The sequence below is a fragment of the Variibacter gotjawalensis genome, assembly GCF_002355335.1.
GTDB lineage: Bacteria > Pseudomonadota > Alphaproteobacteria > Rhizobiales > Xanthobacteraceae > Variibacter > Variibacter gotjawalensis.
In genome coordinates this window covers 318,498-339,521 of record NZ_AP014946.1, presented here as the reverse complement: position 1 = coordinate 339,521, position 21,024 = coordinate 318,498, and the positions used below count along the sequence as shown (strand labels likewise).

The window sequence follows — 21,024 nt, the reverse complement described above, 5'->3', positions numbered from 1 at the left end:
GTTGAGGAGAGGCGGAATGTCCGCAGTTGCACAAAGCGTTGCCGCACCGGCCGAAGAACAAGAACTGACGGACGGCTTCAATCTTCTGATCGATGCGTTCAAGCTGAACGACATCGACACGGTCTATGGCGTGCCAGGCATCCCGATCACTGACTTCGGCCGTATGGCGCAAGCCGCGGGCATTCGCGTTTTGTCGTTCCGCCATGAGCAGAATGCCGGCTATGCGGCGTCGATCGCGGGCTTCCTCACGAAGAAGCCGGGCATCTGTCTCACGGTGTCGGCGCCCGGCTTCCTCAATGGTTTGACGGCGCTCGCGCATGCGACGACCAACTGCTTCCCGATGATCCTCGTCTCGGGTTCGTCGGAGCGTGAAATCGTCGACCTGCAGCAGGGCGACTACGAAGAGATGGATCAACTCGCGATCGCCAAACCGCTATGCAAGGCGGCGTATCGCGTTCTGCATGCACAGGACATCGGCATCGCACTCGCGCGCGCAATCCGTTCGGCGGTGTCGGGCCGTCCTGGCGGCGTCTATCTCGACCTTCCGGCCAAGCTGTTCGGTCAAGTGATGGACGCCGCCGCGGGACGGGCCTCGCTCGTCAAGGTGATCGATGCGGCGCCCGCGCAAATTCCGGCGCCGGACGCGATCAAGCGAGCGCTCGAAACACTCAAGGGCGCGAAGCGTCCGCTGATCATTCTCGGCAAGGGCGCGGCTTACGCGCAGGCCGACGATGCGATCAAGGCGCTTGTTGAGACCAGCGGCATTCCCTTCTTGCCGATGAGCATGGCGAAAGGCTTGCTGCCGGACACGCATCCGCAGTGTGCGGGTGCGGCGCGTTCGACAGTGCTGAAAGACAGCGACGTCGTGATGCTGATCGGTGCACGCCTCAACTGGCTGCTCAGCCACGGCAAAGGCAAGAGCTGGGGCTCTGCACCGAAGAAGTTCATTCAAATCGATATCGAGCCACGCGAGATGGACTCGAATGTCGAGATCGTCGCGCCGGTCGTCGGCGATATCGGGTCTTGCGTCGCGGCGCTGAACAGCGCGATGGGCGCGAATTTTCCGAAGGCTCCGGCCGATTGGACCCAGGCGATTTCGAAGAAGCGCGAAGAGAATGTCGCCAAGATGGCGCCGCGCCTCATGAACAACAACTCGCCGATGGATTATCACGGCGCGCTCGGCGTGCTGCGCACGATCATCAAGGAGCGTCCGGACGCGATCCTTATCAATGAAGGCGCCAATACGCTCGACCTCGCGCGCGGCGTCATCGACATGTACCAGCCGCGCAAGCGTCTCGACGTCGGCACATGGGGTGTCATGGGCATCGGCATGGGCTATGCGGTCGCGGCTGCGGTCGAGACCGGCAAGCCGGTTCTCGCAGTCGAGGGTGACTCGGCGTTCGGTTTCTCCGGCATGGAGGTCGAGACGATCTGCCGCTACAAGCTGCCGGTCTGCATCGTGATCTTCAACAATGACGGCATCTATCGCGGCACCGACGTCAACCAGAGCGGCACGCCGGATCCGGCGACGACGGTGTTCGTCAAGGGCTCGCGCTACGACAAGATGATGGAAGCTTTCGGTGGCGTCGGCGTCAACGCGACGTCGCCTGATGAGCTTAAGCGCGCCGTCAACGCCGCGATGGATTCCGGCAAGCCGACGCTGATCAACGCGGTCATCGATCCGGCGGCAGGCAGCGAAAGCGGCCGTATCGGCAACCTCAATCCGCAGAGTGCCTTGAAGAAGAAGTGATCACCCGGCGCAGCGACGGCGCCCGAGTTTCCAAGATTGGACATTAGAGGACTGCATCATGGCGAAAGCCGCGAAGAAGACCAAAGCCAAGAAGCCCGCTCGTAAGCCGGCGGCGAAGAAGATCGTCAAAAAAGCCGCAACGAAGAAGGCGGCCGTGAAGAAGAAGGCTCCGGCCAAGAAGGCGCTGGCGAAGCGCAAGGCGGCTGTCAAAAAGCCGGCGCGCAAGACCGCCGCGAAGAAAGTGGCCAAGAAGACGACGAAGAAGACCGTGCGCAAGACGCGCGCCGCCGCTGCGACGCAGGCGACGAAGCGCTCCGCGCTGCCGAATGTCAGCGCGAAGCCGTTCGGTCAGGACGGCAAGGCGCTCGACGGTGTCCGCATTCTCGATTTCACGCACGTTCAGTCGGGTCCGACCTGCACGCAGCTGCTCGCCTGGTTCGGCGCGGACGTCATAAAGGTCGAGCGCCCCGGTGTCGGCGACATCACGCGCGGCCAGCTCGTCGACGTGAAGGGCGCGGACTCGCTCTATTTCACGATGCTCAATCACAACAAGCGCTCGATCACGATCGACTCTAAGCACAAGAACGGCAAGAAGGTGCTCGATCGGCTGATCCAGGAATGCGACGTGCTGGTCGAGAATTTCGCGCCGGGCGCGCTCGATCGCATGGGGCTCACTTGGGACTACATCCACAAACTCAACCCGCGCATGATCGTTGCGTCCGTGAAGGGCTTCGGCCCGGGCCCGTTCGAAGAGTGCAAGGTGTACGAGAACGTCGCGCAGTGCACCGGCGGTGCGGCCTCGACGACCGGCTTCCGCGACGGCCTGCCGCTCGTCACCGGCGCACAGATCGGCGACTCGGGCACCGGATTGCATCTCGCGCTCGGCATCGTGACGGCGCTCTATCAACGCAATCGCACCGGCCGTGGCCAGCGCGTGCTCGCCGCGATGCAGGACGGCGTGCTCAATCTCTGCCGCGTCAAGCTGCGCGATCAGCAGCGTCTCGCTGCCGGGCCACTCACCGAATACAGCCAGTTCGGTGAAGGCGTGCCGTTCGGCGATGCCGCGCCGCGCGCCGGCAACGACTCGGGCGGTGGCCAGCCGGGCCGCATTCTCGCTTGCAAGGGCTACGAGAGCGATCCGAACGCCTACATCTACTTCATCACACAGGCGCCCGTGTGGGAGCCGATCTGCGATCTGATCGGCGCGCCGGAATGGAAGACCGATCCGGACTTTGCAACGCCGAAGGCGCGCCTGCCGCGTCTCAATCAAGTCTTCGAACGCATCGAGGCTTGGACCAAGACGCTCACCAAGTTCGAAGTCATGGAGAAGTGCAACGCGGTCGACATTCCGGTCGGTCCGATCTTGTCGATGAAGGAGCTCGCCGAAGATCAGTCGCTGCGTAAGACCGGCACGATCGTCGAAGTCGATCACCCGACGCGCGGCAAGTATCTGACGGTCGGCAACCCGATCAAGCTTTCGGACTCGATCAGCGACGTGCAGCGCTCGCCGCTGCTCGGCGAACATACGGACGAAATCCTCACCGACGTTCTCGGCTTCTCGGCCGAGGAGGTCGAAGGCATCAAGGCCTCGGGCGCACTCAGCGCGCCTGAGAAAAAGGCAGCTTAAGCCTCAACGACGAACGACGATCGGGTCCCTCCGCCGAAGCGGCGGGGGGAGTGTGCCGAGTGCGGCGCCAGACAGGACGACGGGAGAGACGCAATGCGTATCGTGGTGCATGGCCAGCAGGCCTTCGGCAAAGCGGTGCTGGAAGCGCTGCTCAAGCGCGGCGACAATGTCGTCGCGGTGTTCGTCGCGCCCGAGAAGGAAGGCGCGAAGGCCGATCCGCTGAAAGAAGCCGCGACCGCAGCGGGGCTCCCGGTGTTTCAGCCCGAGAGTTATCGCAAGCCGGAAGTGTGGGAACACTTCAAGTCGCTGAAGCCGGACCTCCAAGTGATGGCGTTCGTTACGCTGTTCGTGCCGGAAGAATTCCTCAACATCCCAACGCATGGCTCGATCCAGTATCACCCGTCGCTGCTGCCCGCCTATCGCGGGGCGAGCGCAATCAACTGGCCGATCATCAAGGGCGAAAAAAAGACCGGGCTCTCGATCTTTTGGCCGGACAACGGCCTCGATACGGGCGACGTGTTGCTGACGAAGACGACCCCGATTTCGAACACCGATACGCTCGGCACCGTTTATTTCGACCGTTTGTTTCCACTCGGCGTCGAAGCGATGCTGGAGTCGGTCGATCTCGTCAAAGCCGGCAAGGCACCGCGCATCAAGCAGGATGAGTCGCTCGCGACGTATGAAGGCCGCTGCGGCCCCGACAACGCGCGCATCGATTTCGGCAAGCCTTGGGAGCAGATTGATCGTCTCATTCGCGGCTGCAATCCGGCACCAGGCGCATGGGCGACCTTCAACGGCGCCAAGCTGAAGATTTTCGACGCAACGCCGCTGCCCGCGAAAGACCCGAAGGGCATCGCAGGCAAGATCGGCGAAATCGTCGCGCAAGACGACAAGAGCTTCACGGTGGTGTGCGCCGACGGGCGCATCCAGGTGACGCGCGTGCAGGCCGATGCCGGCAAGATCTCAGGCGGCGAGTGGGCCGCCAGCGTCAAGCCCGAGAAGGGCGCGCGATTCTCATGATCATCGGACCCCCTCCTCATTCCTCCCCCTTGCAGGAGGAGGATGACGGAGCGGCGAACTCCTCCCTCCACCTGAAAGGGGGAGGGTTGGGGAGGGGGTTAGGCTTTTTGCTGTCTCACTAGAAAACAACAGTCTGGAAACGCCCCATGCCCGCCTCCCAACATCAGAATCCGAAGTCCGATATCGAAATCGCTCAGGCCTCCAAACCGCGCCGCATCGTCGAAGTGGCGCGCGAGAAGCTTGGTATCGCGGAAGAAAATCTCGAGCCGTACGGCCACTTCAAGGCCAAGGTCTCGATGGACTACATCAAATCGCTGAAGTCCAAGAAAGACGGCAAGCTCATCCTCGTCACGGCGATCTCGCCGACGCCGGCGGGTGAAGGCAAGACGACGACGACCGTGGGCTTGACCGATGCGCTCAATCACATCGGTAAGAAAGCAATGTGCGCGTTGCGCGAGCCTTCGCTCGGTCCGTGTTTCGGCGTGAAGGGTGGCGCGGCCGGCGGCGGCTATGCGCAAGTCATTCCGATGGAGGACATCAACCTCCACTTCACGGGCGACTTCCACGCGATCACGTCGGCACACAATCTGCTCTCGGCGCTGATCGACAATCACATCTATTGGGGCAATGCGCTCGGCATCGATCAGCGCCGCGTCGCCTGGCGCCGGGTCGTCGACATGAACGATCGCGCGCTGCGCGAAATCGTGTGCTCGCTCGGTGGTGTCGCCAACGGTTTCCCGCGTGAAGCCGGCTTCGACATCACGGTGGCCTCGGAAGTCATGGCGATCTTCTGCCTCGCCAAAGATCTCGAAGATCTCAAAGAGCGTCTCGGTAAGATCATCGTTGCCTACACGCGTGACCGTAAGCCGATCCGGGCGAGCGAACTCAACGCGCACGGCGCAATGACGGCGCTATTGAAGGATGCCATTCAGCCGAATCTTGTGCAGACGCTGGAAGGTACGCCGGCTTTCATTCACGGCGGCCCGTTTGCCAACATTGCGCACGGCTGTAACTCGGTGTCCGCAACGACTGCGGCGTTGAAGCTCGCCGACTACGTTGTGACGGAGGCGGGTTTCGGTGCGGATCTCGGCGCTGAGAAATTCATCGACATCAAGTGCCGCAAGACTGGCCTCAAGCCGGATTGCGTTGTCATCGTCGCGACCATCCGCGCGCTCAAGATGCATGGCGGCGTCGCCAAGGCGGATCTCAAGTCAGAGAATCTGAAAGCGCTCGAAGCCGGTATGGCGAACCTCGAGCGGCATATACAGAACATCAAGAAGTTCGGATTGCCCGCAGTTGTTTCGATCAACCGCTTTTCGGCCGATAGCGATGCCGAGATCGCGCTCGTGAAAGAAAAGTGCAAGGCTCTCGGCGTCGAAGCGCTGATGGCCGACCACTGGGCGGAGGGCGGAGCCGGTGCGGCGGATGTCGCGCGTGCTGTCGTCAAGACGATCGACGAAGGCAAGGCCGATCTCAAGTTGCTCTATCCGGACGATATGCCGCTGTTGGAGAAAATTCGCACCATCGCGAAGGAAATCTACCGTGCCGACGATATCGTGGCGGACAAGTCCGTGAAGGATCAGCTGAAGACTTGGGAAGAGATGGGCTTTGGCAAATTGCCGGTGTGCATCGCCAAGACACAGTATTCCTTCTCGACCAATCCGGATGCTAAGGGCGCGCCCACCGGTTTCACGATCCCCGTGCGTGAAGTTCGTCTCTCGGCAGGAGCCGAATTCATCGTCGCGGTGTGCGGAGACATCATGACAATGCCGGGCCTGCCGAAGGTGCCGTCAGCCGACTCGATCGACGTCAACGATCAAGGCCGCATCGTCGGCCTGTTCTAAGTCTTGACCTCAACGTTCATGCGCCGAGAAGGCGCGTGAACGTCGCGGTGTCGCTGACCATCGTGTCGCCCATAAACTCAAGATGCTTTAGCGCGCGCTGCCCCGCTTCTTCATGTCCGGCTCCGCATGCGTCCGCGATAATGACCGGGATGAAGCCGAGGTCGGCGGCGTGACTGGCGGTCGGTGCAATCCCGATCTCGGTGGCAATGCCGACAATTGCGATCGCGAGGATTCCGCAATCGCGTAATGCGAACTCCAGCGGCGTTCCTTCGAAAGCCGAGAATGCGAGCTTATCGAGGACGGCTTCGCCGGCACGCGGTGCCAATTCGGGGACGATCTCGAAGCCGGGTGTATCGCGTAAGAACCACGGGTGGACGTCGTCAGGTTCGTCCTTCCTCTGCCAGGCCATCGCGGTACGGAATTGCGTGATGCCCATCCAAGATTTCGGCATCGAGAGATGACGCGTGAAGACAACGCGCATCTCTGCTTGCCTGGCGGCAGCAAGGACTGTTGCAGTTTGTGCCGTAATGTGCGGACCGGATTTCACCTGACTGCAGATGCCGACCTGCATGTCATAGACCAGCAAAGCCATGCGTCTCGGATCGCAAACATCCTCTAACGTTTGGGGAATATCGAGGCCGTTAATCTTTTTCATTCCAGCGTCCGCCCTTATTTTGACGCTGCATCATACCATCTTTTCCGTTGCCAGCAGGTGGCTCTGACTTATGCTGCCGTGCGGCCGACAGAGGCCGCAAACGGCCCATCGAGGCCGAACGAGAAGGTAATCCCCCATGCTCAAATTCTATTTCAGCGGCGCGCCGAACCCTATGAAGGTCGCGCTGTTCCTCGAGGAAGCCGGCGTTGCCTATGAGGCGATCCCTGTCGACACGCGCAAGGGCGAGCAGCTGTCGCCGGAATTCACGAAGATCAATCCGAACCAGAAGGTGCCGGTTATCGTCGATGGCGACCAGACCGTATTCGATTCGAACGCGATTCTGATCTATCTCGGCGAGAAGCATAAAAAGTTCATGCCGGATGCGAAGTACCACGGCGAGATGCTCTCGTGGATGATGTTCGTTGCGTCGGGCCTAGGTCCGTACACTGGACAGGCAGTGCATTTCCGCAATTTTGCGCCCGAGAAGATTCCATACGCGATCAATCGCTACGCCTATGAGGCGATGCGGCATCTCGGCATTCTCAACGACCGCCTTGCCAAACAGAAATACATGGTGGGTGATCAGTATTCGATCGTCGATATGGCGGTGTGGGGTTGGGTGAGGCTGGTCCCCTTCGCGCTTGGCGAAGACGCTTTCGCGAAGCTGCCGAACCTCAAGCGTCTCGTCGATGAAATCTCGGCGCGTCCGGCGGCGCCGCGCGCGATCGCGATCAAGGACAAGTTCACGTTCAAGGCCGAGATGGATGACGAGGCGCGCAACAACATGTTCCGCCACCTCAAGGTGAAAGTCGCTTAAGACGAGACAGCACGCCGCCGCGGGAGAAATCGGATGACCGAAGACGAAATCTCGCGGCGGCGTCTCATGCAACTCTCCGCTTCGTCCGTGATGGCGCAGCGAGTGCTCGCCGGCGCAACGATCGCGGCCGTGGCCGCGACCGACGCCGAAGCCGCCACGACGACGGTCGAAGGCTATATCCTCACGCGGCTTGCGCAGAATGGGTGCGCGAAGCTGTTCGGCGTCGCGGGTGCGACATGCAGCCCGATCTTCGATGCGGCGGGCGGCGCAACCGGCGTTTCGCTCAGCGTGACCAGCAGCGATCTTGGCTCAGGTTATGCGGCGGACGGTTACGCGCGGGTGCGCGGTCTCGGTGCTGTCGCCGTGACGTATGGCGTCGGTACGATGAGCCTGCTCACGGCGATTGCGGGAGCTTACGCTGAACGCAGTGCCGTGGTTGTCATCAACGGTGGGCCGACCGGCGACGATCTTCGGCTGCAGCGCGATTACGGGACGCTCTATTCACATTCGACCGGCAAGACCGGTTCCGACATGGTGATGTTCCGCGAAATCACGGCCTATGCGGGTCGTATCGAGCGCGCCTCCGACGCGCCGCGCATCATCGATGAAGCGATCACGGCCGCGAAGATGAAGCAGCGACCGGTCTATATCGAGGTTGCAAAGAGCGCGTGGCGACAAACATGTCCGGCGCCTGTCGAATCGCTCAGTATCGCGCCGCCGGCTTTCGGCACCGAGGATCAAATCGCGGGCGAAATCGCCGACATGCTGCGCCGGGCGAAGAAGCCCGCGATCCTCGTCGGCATCGAGGTGCAGCGCTACGGCCTCGCCGAGCAAACCGAAGCACTGATCAAGCGGCTCGGCATCCCGTGGTCGTCGACGCTGTTGGCGAAGGCCGTCATCTCCGAACAGACTCCGGGTTTCGCTGGCGTCTATGGCGGCGAGAATTCTTCGCAGCAGGTGATCCGCACGGTCGAGGGCGCAGATGCGTTGCTCACACTCGGCTGCGTGTTCGGCCGGCAATATCGGCGGCTCGCCGTCAACTCGCGCGGCAAGATGGTGAGCGTTTACGACGGCAGCGTGCGTGTGAAGTCGGCTGCCGCGAAGCCTGCGAGCTTGTCGGCGCTCGTTGCCGCACTGGCGAAAAAGCCGTGGACCGCAAATCCTGCGTGGATCGCGGCCGCGAAATTGCCGGGGCTTTCGTTCGACGAGCGGCGCTCAGGGTTGGCGCCCGCGGCGGTGCGCGCGGAGGCGGGATTAACTTATGACGAGGTGATGCGTACGGTGAGCGGCGTGCTCGACGACAAGCTTATCGTGATCACTGACACGAGCCTGAGCATGTATCCGGGCTCGGACATCAACGTCATCGGTCGCGGCGGCTTCATGTGCGATGCCGTATGGCAGGCGATCGGGTTTTCGGTCGGCGCTGCGGTCGGTGTCGCGGTCGCTGGCGGACGGCGGCCGATTGCGATTTGCGGCGACGGCGGGTTTCAGATGACCGCGCAGTGTTTGTCGTCGTTTGCACGCGAAAAGACGAATGCCATCGCGATCGTGCTCGACAACGGCGTGCAAGGCATCGAGCAGTGGATTCTCGGTCGTGGCTACTTCGCCAACACGACGACGAAGCCGAAAGCGTATCTCGAAGTCGATCGCTGGGACTATGTCGGGCTGGCGCGCTCGCTCGGCGTTTCATTCGCGCGCTCGGCGGCGACGCCGGATGAATTTCGGCAAGCGCTTGCGGACGCCAAAGCCAATACAGGGCCGTCGTTCATCGTCGCGGCGATCAAGCCACACGATCTGCCGGCCGGATTGCCGTCAGCCTAGGATGTCGTGTCGAGCCGGCGGCACTGATCGGATTGGCCGGCGAACACCATCTTGATGTTGCTGAACATGCGATCGAAGATCGGCTTGTCGTCGTCTTCGATCGTTACGGAATCGCCGTCGCTTGCGTCACGCAACGTGCCGCCAATGACGATGTCGTCCTGCCGCGCGAACATATACGAGATCACGCGTTCGTCCTCGCGCCCGCAGCCGCCGCTGAAGAAGTAGCGCAGCTTCTGCGGATTGCGCAGCAGAATGAGATGGCCGCGCCGCGGCTGGAGATTGCGGTCTTCGAAAAGCGCCTTCGCGCCGAAGCCCGTGCAGTTGATGATGATGTTGTGCGGCAGGGCCTCGATCTCTTCGCGCGAGCGGAAGCGCTTGGTGACGCGCATTTTCGCGGGGATCTGCGCGGCGAGTTTCGGCAGCAGGATCTGCGGATTGATCAGCCATGTCCGATATTCGAAGCCGCCGCCCTGCAGCGTCGTGAGCGGGAGCTTTTGGTGGTCGACTTTGACCACCATCGACGCGAAATCGAAGCCGGCTTGTTCGTTCAGTGTGAAATTGCGGCGGGCCGCGATGCCATAGGACGCGGCTTCGCCGGTGCGCTGCAGCCAGCAGATACGCGCGGCCGAACGTTCGACGTAACGCTTGAGCAAGCGGCGACGCTCGTCGTTGGTGTTGTACTGGTGATAGATCATTGACGGCTCGAACTGACCGCCGGCTTTGTACGACGTGGTCTTCTTCAGGTCCCACGTGTCGCTATAGACCGTGACGGGTAGCGTGCGAAACGCGTTGCGGAGTTCGGTTGCGCTGGTGAGGCCGATGACTCCTGCGCCGATGACTGCGATGTTCGGTTTGATCTTCAATTTCTCGAAATCCGCGACGAGTTCCTTGACCTTCTCGACGACCTCGGCGGCGCAGCCCCAGGACAACGTGATGCCAGCGCCGCTGTGGCCGTAATTGTGGACGATGAATTTGACGCCCTTCGGCGTCGTCAGCGGCCCCTCGGTCTCGAGGCGGAAGCCGCCGATGCGATGCGGACGCACGCCGATGACACGCTGCGCGTTGCGGATCAGTTTATCGAAGGTCGGCGGCACGAGGTTATCCGGTGCGGCCCCTTCGAACAGCGGCGTGCAGATTTGTGCGCGCGCGATCGACGGCATGCCGAGAAGGGCTGCACCGCCAGCGAGAAAACCGCGCCGCGTCAGCATCAATCCCCCAACGTCATCGCGAGGCGCTTCGCTTCGGCGACGAGCGCGGCGTTGAGCGGCGTCATCGGATCGCGAGCGGCGGTGACAAGGCCGATCGTGTGCACGGCGTCCGGTTCGACGATCGGGATCGCGCGCATCGTGTCGGTGAGCCCGAGCGTTTCGGCAAGTTTTGCAGGCATCACGCTTGACCATCGTCCGGTGCGGACATGCGCGAACAGAACGATCATCGAATTCGACTCGAGCGTCGGCTGCGGTGTGCCGCCGGCGGCGCGGAGCAAGCCGTCGATGATGCGACGGTTCTGCATATCAGGCGTCAGCAGACAGAGGGGAACTTGCGCGACCTCTCGCCACGTCACCTGATCGCGTGTGCCGAGCGGTGTGTCGGCGGCCGTCAACAGGCGATAGTGTTCGCGATAGAGCGGCACGGTCGTGACGCGGCCGAGCGGCTCGTTGTCGAGATACGTTACGCCGGCATCGACTTCGAGGTTCTCGATCTGCGCCAGCGTTTCGATCGAGGTGCGCGAGAGGATGGTGAATTGCACATCCGGATGGCGCTGGCGGAATGGTGTTGTCAGCTTGGCGACCATCGCGAGCGCAGTCGGGATCGCGGCGATGCGCAGACGGCCGGAGAGGCCGTGACGGATCGCGGTGATTTCCTCGCGCATCGCGCGCTCGTCGGAGACGATGCGGCGCGCCCAGGAGAGGACGCGCTCGCCTTCCGCCGTCAGGCCTTGAAAGCGGGAGCCGCGGTTGACCAGGAGGACGCCCATCTGCTCCTCGAGCGCCTTGATCCCGGCGGAGAGGGTCGGCTGCGTCACGCCGCTCGCCTCGGCGGCGCGGCCGAAGTGCCGTTCGCGCGCGAGAGCCATCAGGAATTGCAGTTGGGTGATCAAGGCGACTGCCTCATTGAGCGAAGCTAGCTTCGAGTTTTACGCGCGGCCGATAGGAAATTACAATCAATGAGGCATGATTGCAGTGCTCAAGTCGCCAAATCCACTATTATCGTAGTGCGGCGGTTTCGCGACCGCTTGACCGGAAGGCGCTTTCAATGCTGATCCCGTCCGGACTGCGCCAGCTTATCGAGACCGCCGGCCGCGAGCGAAGGACGTTGTGTGACCAGTTTGGCGAGCCATGCGGGGAGCGGTGCGGATAGCCGTTCGGGCGTCAATGCTCTGCTGTGGATGCTCGGAGCCGTGTTGCTCGTCCGTCTCGCCAGCCTCGGGGCCTATCCGCTTTTCGATAACACGGAAGGTCGCTACGCGCTGATCGGCCGTTTGATGATCGAGAGCGGCGATTGGATCACGCCGTACGTTTCGGCCGGGGTGCCGTTCTGGGGGAAGCCACCGTTGTCGTTCTGGGCAACGGCAATCAGCTACTCGATCTTCGGCGTCAGCGAATTCGCGGCGCGGCTGCCGGTGTTTCTGTTCACGGTCGGCACGGCTTGGCTCGTTTTCGTGATGGCGCGAACGCGCGGCGATCGTTCGCTAGCTGCTCTCGCAGCGGCAATATTCTGCACAAGTGCGCTGCCGTTCTATCTCGCAGGCGGCGTGATGACCGACCCGGCGCTGATGTTCAGCGTGACCGTGATGATGGCCGGATTCTGGATTGCGATCGAGACGCGAAGCCGCGCTTGGGGCTATGTGTTTTTTCTCGGCGTTGCGCTGACGATGCTGGCGAAAGGGCCGGTCGGCATCGTTATCGCGGGCATTGCCATCGGCGGTTACGTCCTCGTTACGAACCGCTGGGTTGAGTGCTGGCGTAATCTGCCGTGGATCTCGGGAACGCTTCTCGCACTCGCGCTCACAGCGCCGTGGTACATCGCGGCCGAGATGCGTACGCCGGGTTTCCTGCGCTACTTCATCATCGGCGAACACTTCGATCGCTTCCTCATCAAGGATTGGACGGGCGACAAATACGGTGCGCCACGGACCCGCGGTTACGGTACTGTGTGGCTGTTCCTTCTTGCGGCGGCGCTGCCGTGGTGCGCGACGGCTTTGTCGATCTTGATCGCGCCGGCCTGGCGGCAACGTCTTTTCGGGACAGCATTTCCGCGCAGCTGGCTTCTCTATTTGGTCTTTTGGATCATCGCTACGCCGCTCTTATTCACGCCGGCGAAAGCCGTGCTTTGGCCTTACGTTGCGATGTCGATGCCGGGTTTCGCGCTGCTCGCCGCCGAGATGATAGAACGATCCGCGCTGCCGAAGATTTTTGTCAAGCTTGGAATCTTCGTCGTTCCAGTTTGTGGCCTCGCCGCACTCGTCGCCATGCGCGCCGATCCGGCAATCTCTTACGTCAACACGCAGAAGGGCATCGTTGCGGTGTTCCAACAGCGCAGCGATGCAAACGCGAAGCTGACCTACTATCCGGCGGTTCCGTTCTCGGCGGAGTTCTACATGCCGGGACGAAATGTCAGTCCGCCGGGCCCGAACGAACTCGCGCAGCTCGCATCGGGCCAGTTCGCCGCAATGCTGCGTGGATGGTTCGCGCGGCTGCCGGCCGCGACGCGCGAGCGCTTCGAAATCATCAGCGAGATGAACGGTTCGGTGCTTCTGCGCGTGCGTTAGTTGTCGGAGCGGATGCTCGCGTCGCGAATGACGCGGCCGAGTGTTTCGCGATCCTTCGCCATTCGTCCGCCGAACGCCTTCGCGTCTTCTACCGTGAGAACCAAGCCGTTCTCGTCGAGTATTTTGCGAATAGCCGGATCGTCACCGGCGCGTTTGAGTGCCGAATGCCAACGCGCAATTGCATCGGCTGGCATGCCGGACGGGCCGCAGATGCCGAACCAGCCGCCCATCGCGAAGTCCGCGAAGGTTTGCGACATCTTCGGTGCATCGGGAAATTTCGGCGAGCCGTACGGATCCGTGAAGGCGAGAAGCCGCATCTGTCCGCCTTCGATCTGGCCGACAACGTCGGCGAGATTTGTGATCAGCGTATCGACTCGGCCTGCGATGAGATCGACGCCGGCGGGCGATGCGCCGCGATACGGCACATGGGTCATCTCCACACCGGCGGCGAGGCGAAATGCTTCGCCCGCAATGTGCTGCAGTGTGCCGTTGCCGGCGCTGGCGTAACTCAGCTTTCCAGTTTTTGCGGCGGCTACGAAATCGGCCACAGTCTTCCACGAGCGCGATGCCGGCACGACCATGACGAAATTCGCCAACGTCATGTTGGCGACCGGCACGAGATCCTTCGCGGGATCGACCGGCAATTTCATGCCGGGAAGCTCGGGCAAAATTGCGAACTGACCTTGGCTGCAGAGGAGCACCGTGTGGCCGTCAGCTTCCGATCGCGCAACCGACGCCATCGCAATCGTTCCTCCGGCGCCCGTGCGATTTTCGACGATGACGTTCTGCTTGAATTCCGGCGCGACGGCTTTTGCGATCAAGCGCGCGACAAGATCGCACGTGCCGCCGGCCGCAAAGCCGCAGATGATGCGAATGTCTTTATCCGGGAAGGCAGCGCGCGCTTGTGTCGATAGCAGCGCCACCAACGAGATTGTCGCTACGATGACGCTCTTCCGCATCCAAGCCTCCCGCGTTTATTTTGCGGTCAGCTTCTCAGACGAGGGCGCCGCAGGGCAACCCTTCGTGTCTCACGAGGCGGAACGGAAATACGGTTCGACCTTGCCTTTGAGTTTGATCGTCAGCTGCTTGCCGAAGCGATCCTTAGCGCTGCCGGCCGCGACTTTGATCCAGCCCTCGCTGATGCAGTATTCCTCGACGTTGGTCTTCTCCTTGCCCTCGAAGCGAATACCGATATCGCGTCCGAGCAGCTCCTCATTGTAGTGGGGGCTGTCGGGGTCGGTGGAGAGGCGGTCGGGAAACGTGTCGGTCATATCCATCTGCGTTTTGCTGTGATGGGTGGCGTATGCCCGAAGCGGGACGCTCTGCCAAGCCTAGCGTTTCGGTACCGTCACGCTGAGTTCGATCGACGCGTAATACGCGGCGAGGTCCGCGATATCCTGATCCGAGAGCTCCTTGGCGACGAAGGTCATCATATCGTTCTGCCGCGTGCCGTTTTTGAAGTCGGTCATCGATTTGATGAGGTATGGCTCGGGTTGGCCGGCGATATGCGGCGCTTCAGGCAGTTTCGAGAGGCCGTCGAGGCCGTGGCAGGTTTGGCACTGCAGTGCTTTCTGGCGTCCGTTCTTGGCGTTGCCGGCGGCGTGTGCGGTGGTCGATATCGCAAGCACACTTGCCACGATTGCCGACAGCGCGAGCGTGCTCCAATCCCTCCCCCGATGGGGGAGGGTCCGCGCGCAGCGCGGGGGTGGGTTCAGTCTTTTGCGAAACCCCACCCGGCCGCCTTCGGCGTCCACCCTCCCCTTGCAGGGGAGGGATGGCGCGCTACGTCTTGGTAACTCCATCAACGCGTTCACCGGCCTTCGTACGAGATGCGGTAAACCGCGCCGGCGAAGTCGTCGGATACGAGGATCGAGCCGTCAGGCAGCTGCGCGACGTCGACCGGGCGACCGAGATACTCACCGTCCTCGGTCAGCCAGCCGTCAGCGAAGACTTCGGTCTTGTCCGCGGTGCCATCGGGCTTAAGGCTGGTGAACATGATGCGAGCGCCGACCGGCTTGGTGCGGTTCCACGATCCGTGCTGCGCGACGAAAATGCCACCCTGATACTTCGCGGGGAATTGCTTGCCGGAGTAAAACATCATGCCGAGGTCGGCAGCGTGCGCGGCCATCTCGACTTGCGGATGCGTTACGTCAGCCGGGGGCGTTTGATCCTTGTATTCGGTGGTGCGGACTTTGCCGCCGCCGAAATACGGGAAGCCGAAATTCATGCCGGCCTTGTCGGCGCGATTGAGCTCACCCGGCGGAATGTCGTCACCCATGCCGTCCACCTGATTGTCGGTGAACCACAGTGTCTTGTCCTTCGGATTGAAGTCCATGCCGACCGAATTGCGCACGCCCCAGGCGAAGACTTGACGATCCTTGCCCTCGTTGGTCAGCGAGACGATGCCGCCGATGCCGGTCTTCTTGTAGAGGTCCATCTTCTCCGGCGCGAAGACGTTGAACGGCTGACCGAGTGTGACGTAGAGGCGGCCGTCCGGTCCGATGCGGCACGTGCGCGCCGTGTGATTGTAGGACTCCTCTTCCGGCGGAATGAGGTCACCTTGCTTGACGACATTGAAGGCTGCGACATCGGCGCTCTCGTAGAAAAACTCTGCTGCCGGGAAGAGCAGCACACGGTTTTGCTCGGCGATGTAGAGCATGCCGTCGCGCGAGAAGCAGACGCCATTTGGAATCTTGAATGCGATCGACGGCGCGAATTCCTTCACCTCGTCGGCGACGCGATCCTTGTCGCGATCCGTTACCGCGTAAACCTTCGTCTTGCGCGTGCCGACGAAAGTGACGACGCCTTGCGGGCCGACCGCCATGTGGCGCGCATCCGGCACGATTGCATACAGCGAGACCTTAAAGCCTTTCGGAACTTTGACTTTCGCGAGATTTTTCTTCAACGCCGCTGCTTTGGTGCCGCCTTGCGGCACAGTCGGAATCTCCATCGGTGTATCGGTGTGTCTGAACTCACCGAGCCGTTCGAGATTGCCGGGGGCCTGCGGTTGTTGTGCGAGGGCAGTGGAGGCGAAGACAAGCGCGGACGAAGCCGCGAGCGCAAGTGCTTTCACGTTTCTCTCCCTTGGCGAGTTGGACTTGGCGCCAACTTCGGAGAGAAGCCTAACACGGCATTTCAACAGGTCGAGGAGTCAAGTGTCGCAGGAGTTATGCGCGGCGCGCACGTGCGCGCGTGCCTCCATGCGCTTTACCGAATGCGTGCAAATTTAAGTTTGTGGTGCTGGAGCTTTCAGGCGGCGATAATCGTACGGCTGCTCTGTCCGGTCGGCGGCCATCTCGGCGAGTTCCGCGTGATGCGGCGAGAGATGACAGACCGGGTCGGTCGCGCGCGCATCGCCTGTCAGCAGAAGCGCTTGGCAACGGCAACCGCCGAAGTCGACCTCGCGGCGTTCGCAACTGCGGCAAGGCTCCTGCATCCATTCGGTGCCGCGGAAAGCCTTGAACGATGGCGCGTTCATCCAGATGTCGCGCAACGAATGTTCGCGTACATTCCAGAATGTGAGTGACGGGATGATTTCGGCCGCGTGACACGGTAGCGCGCGGCCACCCGGTGTGATGTTGAGCGACCGGCGCGCCCATCCGCCCATGCAGGCCTTTGGATATTTTGCGTAGTAATCCGGCACGACAGCGTCGATGACGATTTCGCCTTTATGCCGCTCGCGCAGCGTGTTCACTTCTTCGACCGCGCGGTCGACCTGCTCGCGCGTCGGCATCAGTGCGGCGCGATTCTTCAGCGCCCAGCCGTAATATTGAACATGCGCGATTTCGATGCGCGTCGCACCGAGTTTGATCGCGAGCGCGACCATGTCGGAAATGCGCGCGATGTTGGCGCGATGTACGACCATGTTGACGGTGAGCGGCAAACCGATCTTGCGCACGACGCGAGCGAGTTCATCCTTGCGCTTATAGGCGCCGCGATAACCCGCAATGTGGTCGGCAGAATCGGCTTCGGAATCTTGGATCGATATCTGGACGTGATCGATGCCGGCGTCGGCGAGCTTCTCCATTCTGGCATCCGGGATGCCGACACCCGAGGTTATGAGGTTGACGTAGATCCCTGCATCGCGCGCGCTCTTCGCGATGACTTCGAGATCGCGCCGCGATGCGGGCTCGCCGCCCGATAGATGCGTCTGCAGAACGCCGAGCGCTGCGGCTTCCTTGAAGACGCGCAGCCACGTCTCGGTGTCGAGTTCGGTCTCGCGCGCATCGAGTTCGAGCGGGTTGGAGCAATAAGGGCAACCGAGCGGGCAGCGATGCGTCAACTCGGCCAATAAGCCAAGCGGTGCATGCAGTTTCGGCTCGGGATTGAGCATCAGCCGAGTTCCAACAATTTCTTCTCGACGAGGCCGGCGAGTAGCGCGCCTGCGTCGGTTGCGACGCGGTCGCGCGGTGCGTTGAATGCCCTGCTCAGGTCGTCGACGATCTCGCCGAACGTGGCTTCGCCGCTGCAGCGCTCAAGAATTGCGGTCGCGATCTGGTCGGCTTTGAAGACGCGCTCCGGCGCGAGCAGCACCATGCCGCCATGCGCTTCGCTGTTGACGAGGCGCACGCCACGCGGAAGCCGAGGCTTTGCGGTTTCGGCAATGGTCATTTGCCCTCCGGAACGAAGGCGCCCGGCGGGATGTGACCCGGCGATACATAAGCGTAGGCGAGGGCGTCGAGCATCGACCACAGCACGCCGCATTTGAATTCGAGCGCGGCAAGGACGGCTTGCTGGTCGCCCGGCGTTTTGGCATTGCGCTTGACGTAGTCGAGCGCGAAGTCCGAGTCCTTTTTTGCCTGCGGCGGACGCTTGTCGAAATACGAGAGCGTTTCCTTGGTGACGAAGTCGTAGTTCGCCAGCATGCCGGCGACACGCTCGGAGATGATCACGGGCGAGAAGAGTTCGGTGAGTGACGACGCGATTGCCTCGAGCAGCGTCTTCTCGCGGACGAAGTGGACGTAGGCATCGACCGCGAAACGCGTGCCCGGAAGCAAGCCGCGCAATGACGCGACGTAATCGCGATCGAGGCCGAGGCCGTCAGTCAGTTTCAGCCAGCGCGCGATGCCGCCATCGTCCGGGCCCATGCCGTCGCCGTCGTGATCGGAGAGACGCGAGCGCCACTCGCGGCGCACATCCGGATCGTCGCAGCGCGCGATGAGGCTCGCGTCTTTGATCGGGATCATCGACTGGTAATAGTAGCGATTCAGCGCCCAGGCCTGCACTTCGGCCTTCGAGCATTCGCCGCCATGCAAGCGGTGATGGAAGGGGTGGTTGCGATGATAGCGCTCGGCGCCGATCTGGCGCAGCCGCGCTTCCAGTTCCTCAGGCGATAGCAGCTTCATGGCGCTTCCCGGCGGCGTTCTTGATTAGAGCGTGATCTTAAGCCCGTCGTGGGCTACTTCCCAGCCCGCCGCTTCGACGGCCCTGCGCTCGGCCGAATCCTCGATCAGGATCGGGTTGGTGTTGTTGATATGGATGTAGATGCGGCGGCCCGGTAGGCCCTTCAATGCCGCAAGCGAGCCATTCGGGCCGCTGATCGGCATGTGGCCCATGCGTCTGCCCGTCTTCACGCCTGTTCCGGACGTGATCATCTCGTCGTCGGTGTAGAGGGTTGCGTCGAAGAGGACCAAGTCGGCACGTTTGAGGCGATCCATCAGCGCCTCATCGATCGCGGCGGCGCCAGGCACGAAGACGAGGCGAGCGCCATTGCGCGCAATCTCGACGCCGACGTTGCCGCCCGGCGCGGCTTTGAGGTTCGCGCCTTCGCTTTCGAGGTACAGCGGGATTTTGCCGGACACCGCGAAGAGTTCGGCACTCAACCCTCCTGGGAGGGCGAAGCGCTTGTCCAAGGCGATCCGTTTACGCTCGACAACGCCCGATGCCAGCACGTCGAAAGCCGGGTTGTCGCGCAACAAGCGCAGCGTTTCGTAAGTCCCATAGAGAGAGAAGGGTTGCCGTTCGCGCAGATTGAGCAAGCCGGTGATCTGGTCGATCTCACCGCCGGTGAGGATCGCGGCCGCTATGGGCGAACCGCGCGGATTGCCGCGGGCCTGTAGTTCTGGCGTTGCAAGAATTTGGGACTTCAGCTCAGGCGCCGCATTGAGCAGGACGAAGTTCTCGCCATCGCCAGAAATGGCAAGGCCCGCTTGTGTGCGGGCCTTTACACGCGCATCACCCTGCCAAGCCAGTTGGCAGACGGCGCAGCGGCAATTCCATTGCGGGAAGCCGCCTCCAGCTGCGGACCCAAGAACGATGGCGGTTAGTCTCGCCATCGCGGGGCGCAGCTTTGCAGATTAGAATTCAGCCGGCAGGTAGCCGTTGATTTCCAAGCCGATGCAGATCTCAACCAAAGTCGGGGTGGTCCAGCTCATAGCGCTATCCTTCTTGTTATAGGGCGTCCCTCAATAACGCTTAGGAGCGTAAGCCTGTTCCGGTTGTGGCGCAAGGCTTCTGCGGCCGTCCGCTGCGCTTTAGGCTGCCTTGCGAACGCGCATTTCGACATGAAGGCCAGCCGAAACCAGCATGTTAACCAGGGTATCGAGTGCGAAAAGATTGATTTTACCGCGCAGCAAGTCGGACACGCGGGGCTGCGTTACGCCCAAGTGCTCCGCCGCCTCGGCTTGCGTCCAACCCTGAGTCTTGATGTGCGCTTCAAGCGCCATCATCAGTTTCGAGCGCAGCTTCATGTTTTCGGCCTGTGCCGGCGCCTTCTCGATCGCGTCCCAAACATTCGCGAAGCTTTTGTTCTTCATTGATTTAGCTCCCTGGTGAGATCGCGGAACCGTTTGGTGGCAAGATCGAGATCAGCCCTGCTGGTTTTCTGTGTCTTCTTCTGGAAGCAGTGAAGGACGTAAATTGCACCGGCGAATTTCGCCACGTAGACCACGCGGAATGCGCCAGCTTCATCCCTTATCCGGATCTCCTCGACACCTTTGCCGACGGTTGCCATCGGCTTCCAGTCGCTCGGTACGAAACCGTTCTGAACACGATCGAGCTGATAACCCGCCTCGCGCCGTGCCGCTTCGGGGAAACGGCGCAAATCATTCAGAGCGCTGCCCCGAAACTTCAGAACCTTCATGCCGGAACATACAAAATTTTGTATATTTCGGCAAAGGTTATTTCGCCCCCGTCCTCGCGATCACGTGGGCTAAATCGGCGATGTCCTGATCGCTCAATTTGCGAATGATTTCAGCCATCACGGGCTGGTATTCGTTGCGTTTGCCGGAGCGGTATTCGGTCAACGTCTTGACGAGATAGTCCTCGCGTTGGCCACCAAGCCGGGGCACAGAGTCGGTGCCGGGAAAGCCGGTGTTGTGGCAAAAGGCGCAGCGGTGGGCTGCGATCAGCCCCTGGGCGCGGGCGGCGCGTTCCGGGTCTATCGGCTCGGCGCTCGCCTTCGGCGGCGGCATCTTGGCAATGAGGTCGGCGAGTTTCTGCAGTTCGCCGTCCGAGACGCCCTGCATCATGTCGTTCATCGGCTCCGCGGTGCGCAGCTTCTCGCGGAACATGTAGAGCTGGATCAGTGCGTAAGCCGAGGTTAGCCCGCCAAGCGACGGAACTTCGGCCGTCTCCGACTGGCCCTTTTCGCCGTGGCAGCCGAGGCAGAGCTGGGTGCGCTCTTCGAACGTCTGCGCGGTCGCGAGCGTTGCCATGGCGAAGCAGGCTAGGGCGGTTGCGATCAATCGGCGCATTGTTGTTCTCGTTGCTTCCAAAGA

Annotated in this window: 20 protein-coding genes and 1 pseudogene; 7 read left to right on the top strand and 14 right to left on the bottom strand. The window is 61.8% G+C overall.

Annotated features, from left to right (window positions below; all coding sequences use genetic code 11):
- Positions 1–16: 16 nt before the first annotated feature.
- The 4 genes from oxc (at position 17) to GJW30_RS01545 (ending at position 6,241) form a co-directional block, all read left to right on the top strand.
- The gene (gene oxc, locus GJW30_RS01560; RefSeq protein WP_096350821.1) at positions 17–1,750 is read left to right on the top strand and encodes an oxalyl-CoA decarboxylase; all 1,734 of its coding nucleotides are present in this window, start codon (positions 17–19) and stop codon (positions 1,748–1,750) included.
- Between the two features lie 58 nt (positions 1,751–1,808).
- The gene (gene frc, locus GJW30_RS01555) at positions 1,809–3,377 is read left to right on the top strand and encodes a formyl-CoA transferase (protein ID WP_245408619.1); all 1,569 of its coding nucleotides are present in this window, start codon (positions 1,809–1,811) and stop codon (positions 3,375–3,377) included.
- Between the two features lie 93 nt (positions 3,378–3,470).
- Positions 3,471–4,397, top strand: a complete 927-nt coding sequence (locus GJW30_RS01550) for a methionyl-tRNA formyltransferase (protein ID WP_096350819.1) — start codon at positions 3,471–3,473, stop codon at positions 4,395–4,397.
- A gap of 146 nt (positions 4,398–4,543) precedes the next feature.
- A complete protein-coding gene (locus tag GJW30_RS01545) occupies positions 4,544–6,241 on the top strand; it encodes a formate--tetrahydrofolate ligase (RefSeq protein WP_096350816.1) in 1,698 nt (565 codons plus the stop codon).
- Positions 6,242–6,257: 16 nt separating this feature from the next.
- On the opposite strand, the gene GJW30_RS01540 is transcribed toward GJW30_RS01545, so the two are convergent.
- Positions 6,258–6,896, bottom strand: a complete 639-nt coding sequence (locus GJW30_RS01540; RefSeq protein ID WP_096350814.1) for a cysteine hydrolase family protein — start codon at positions 6,894–6,896, stop codon at positions 6,258–6,260.
- A 136-nt stretch (positions 6,897–7,032) separates the two neighbouring features.
- Here GJW30_RS01540 and GJW30_RS01535 point away from each other — a divergent pair, with 136 nt between their 5' ends.
- Both GJW30_RS01535 and GJW30_RS01530 read left to right on the top strand, forming a co-directional pair.
- Complete coding sequence (locus GJW30_RS01535) at positions 7,033–7,713, top strand: glutathione S-transferase family protein (RefSeq protein WP_096350811.1); 681 nt, start codon at positions 7,033–7,035, stop codon at positions 7,711–7,713.
- Between the two features lie 33 nt (positions 7,714–7,746).
- Positions 7,747–9,534 carry an alpha-keto acid decarboxylase family protein gene (locus tag GJW30_RS01530; RefSeq protein WP_096350809.1) on the top strand — a complete coding sequence of 596 codons (1,788 nt, stop codon included), beginning with the start codon at positions 7,747–7,749 and terminating at the stop codon, positions 9,532–9,534.
- On the opposite strand, the gene GJW30_RS01525 is transcribed toward GJW30_RS01530, so the two are convergent.
- Positions 9,531–10,742 (bottom strand): FAD-dependent oxidoreductase, encoded by a 1,212-nt coding sequence (locus GJW30_RS01525; protein ID WP_096350808.1) that lies wholly within the window; start codon positions 10,740–10,742, stop codon positions 9,531–9,533. The genes GJW30_RS01530 and GJW30_RS01525 overlap by 4 nt on opposite strands.
- Complete coding sequence (locus GJW30_RS01520; RefSeq protein ID WP_096350806.1) at positions 10,742–11,635, bottom strand: LysR family transcriptional regulator; 894 nt, start codon at positions 11,633–11,635, stop codon at positions 10,742–10,744. The genes GJW30_RS01525 and GJW30_RS01520 overlap by 1 nt, the downstream gene beginning before the upstream one ends.
- Positions 11,636–11,854: 219 nt before the next feature.
- Between GJW30_RS01520 and GJW30_RS01515 the strand changes: the two genes are divergently transcribed.
- Entirely contained in the window at positions 11,855–13,306 is a 1,452-nt protein-coding gene (locus GJW30_RS01515) for an ArnT family glycosyltransferase (RefSeq protein WP_130364701.1), read from the top strand.
- On the opposite strand, the gene GJW30_RS01510 is transcribed toward GJW30_RS01515, so the two are convergent.
- The 11 genes and pseudogenes from GJW30_RS01510 to GJW30_RS01455 all read right to left on the bottom strand — a co-directional run bounded on the left by GJW30_RS01510 (position 13,303) and on the right by GJW30_RS01455 (position 21,000).
- Positions 13,303–14,265 (bottom strand): Bug family tripartite tricarboxylate transporter substrate binding protein, encoded by a 963-nt coding sequence (locus tag GJW30_RS01510; protein WP_096350801.1) that lies wholly within the window; start codon positions 14,263–14,265, stop codon positions 13,303–13,305. The two genes, GJW30_RS01515 and GJW30_RS01510, sit on opposite strands and share 4 nt — an antisense overlap.
- A gap of 69 nt (positions 14,266–14,334) precedes the next feature.
- Positions 14,335–14,577 (bottom strand): DUF3297 family protein, encoded by a 243-nt coding sequence (locus GJW30_RS01505; protein WP_096358591.1) that lies wholly within the window; start codon positions 14,575–14,577, stop codon positions 14,335–14,337.
- 60 nt (positions 14,578–14,637) lie between these two features.
- Positions 14,638–14,934 carry a c-type cytochrome gene (locus GJW30_RS22950; RefSeq protein WP_245408618.1) on the bottom strand — a complete coding sequence of 99 codons (297 nt, stop codon included), beginning with the start codon at positions 14,932–14,934 and terminating at the stop codon, positions 14,638–14,640.
- 182 nt (positions 14,935–15,116) lie between these two features.
- Positions 15,117–16,379, bottom strand: coding sequence for a PQQ-dependent sugar dehydrogenase (locus tag GJW30_RS01495; RefSeq protein WP_096350799.1), 1,263 nt, complete (start codon positions 16,377–16,379; stop codon positions 15,117–15,119).
- 153 nt (positions 16,380–16,532) lie between these two features.
- Positions 16,533–17,639, bottom strand: a complete 1,107-nt coding sequence (gene pqqE / locus GJW30_RS01490; RefSeq protein ID WP_096350796.1) for a pyrroloquinoline quinone biosynthesis protein PqqE — start codon at positions 17,637–17,639, stop codon at positions 16,533–16,535.
- Positions 17,639–18,651, bottom strand: a pseudogene (gene pqqC, locus GJW30_RS01480) (pyrroloquinoline-quinone synthase PqqC). Before pqqC ends, pqqE begins: the two are co-directional and overlap by 1 nt.
- A 24-nt stretch (positions 18,652–18,675) precedes the next feature.
- Positions 18,676–19,581: a pyrroloquinoline quinone biosynthesis protein PqqB gene (gene pqqB / locus GJW30_RS01475; RefSeq protein ID WP_096350789.1), complete on the bottom strand. Its 906-nt coding sequence runs from the start codon at positions 19,579–19,581 to the stop codon at positions 18,676–18,678.
- Positions 19,582–19,602: 21 nt separating this feature from the next.
- Positions 19,603–19,680: a pyrroloquinoline quinone precursor peptide PqqA gene (gene pqqA, locus GJW30_RS01470; RefSeq protein WP_096358589.1), complete on the bottom strand. Its 78-nt coding sequence runs from the start codon at positions 19,678–19,680 to the stop codon at positions 19,603–19,605.
- Positions 19,681–19,779: 99 nt separating this feature from the next.
- Complete coding sequence (locus GJW30_RS01465) at positions 19,780–20,061, bottom strand: helix-turn-helix domain-containing protein (protein WP_096350787.1); 282 nt, start codon at positions 20,059–20,061, stop codon at positions 19,780–19,782.
- Positions 20,058–20,387: a type II toxin-antitoxin system RelE/ParE family toxin gene (locus GJW30_RS01460; protein WP_096350785.1), complete on the bottom strand. Its 330-nt coding sequence runs from the start codon at positions 20,385–20,387 to the stop codon at positions 20,058–20,060. The genes GJW30_RS01465 and GJW30_RS01460 overlap by 4 nt, the downstream gene beginning before the upstream one ends.
- Before the next feature lie 37 nt (positions 20,388–20,424).
- The gene (locus GJW30_RS01455) at positions 20,425–21,000 is read right to left on the bottom strand and encodes a c-type cytochrome (RefSeq protein WP_245408617.1); all 576 of its coding nucleotides are present in this window, start codon (positions 20,998–21,000) and stop codon (positions 20,425–20,427) included.
- Between the last annotated feature and the right edge of the window lie 24 nt (positions 21,001–21,024).

Bases quoted from the DNA above. Each gene is read 5' to 3' on its own strand.
- oxc (WP_096350821.1), top strand. From the start codon at position 17: ATGTCCGCAGTTGCACAAAGCGTTGCCGCACCGGCCGAAGAACAAGAA.
- frc (WP_245408619.1), top strand. From the start codon at position 1,809: ATGGCGAAAGCCGCGAAGAAGACCAAAGCCAAGAAGCCCGCTCGTAAG.
- GJW30_RS01550 (WP_096350819.1), top strand. From the start codon at position 3,471: ATGCGTATCGTGGTGCATGGCCAGCAGGCCTTCGGCAAAGCGGTGCTG.
- GJW30_RS01545 (WP_096350816.1), top strand. From the start codon at position 4,544: ATGCCCGCCTCCCAACATCAGAATCCGAAGTCCGATATCGAAATCGCT.
- GJW30_RS01540 (WP_096350814.1), bottom strand. From the start codon at position 6,896: ATGAAAAAGATTAACGGCCTCGATATTCCCCAAACGTTAGAGGATGTT.
- GJW30_RS01535 (WP_096350811.1), top strand. From the start codon at position 7,033: ATGCTCAAATTCTATTTCAGCGGCGCGCCGAACCCTATGAAGGTCGCG.
- GJW30_RS01530 (WP_096350809.1), top strand. From the start codon at position 7,747: ATGACCGAAGACGAAATCTCGCGGCGGCGTCTCATGCAACTCTCCGCT.
- GJW30_RS01525 (WP_096350808.1), bottom strand. From the start codon at position 10,742: ATGCTGACGCGGCGCGGTTTTCTCGCTGGCGGTGCAGCCCTTCTCGGC.
- GJW30_RS01510 (WP_096350801.1), bottom strand. From the start codon at position 14,265: ATGCGGAAGAGCGTCATCGTAGCGACAATCTCGTTGGTGGCGCTGCTA.
- GJW30_RS01505 (WP_096358591.1), bottom strand. From the start codon at position 14,577: ATGACCGACACGTTTCCCGACCGCCTCTCCACCGACCCCGACAGCCCC.
- pqqE (WP_096350796.1), bottom strand. From the start codon at position 17,639: ATGCTCAATCCCGAGCCGAAACTGCATGCACCGCTTGGCTTATTGGCC.
- pqqB (WP_096350789.1), bottom strand. From the start codon at position 19,581: ATGGCGAGACTAACCGCCATCGTTCTTGGGTCCGCAGCTGGAGGCGGC.
- pqqA (WP_096358589.1), bottom strand. From the start codon at position 19,680: ATGAGCTGGACCACCCCGACTTTGGTTGAGATCTGCATCGGCTTGGAA.
- GJW30_RS01465 (WP_096350787.1), bottom strand. From the start codon at position 20,061: ATGAAGAACAAAAGCTTCGCGAATGTTTGGGACGCGATCGAGAAGGCG.
- GJW30_RS01460 (WP_096350785.1), bottom strand. From the start codon at position 20,387: ATGAAGGTTCTGAAGTTTCGGGGCAGCGCTCTGAATGATTTGCGCCGT.
- GJW30_RS01455 (WP_245408617.1), bottom strand. From the start codon at position 21,000: ATGCGCCGATTGATCGCAACCGCCCTAGCCTGCTTCGCCATGGCAACG.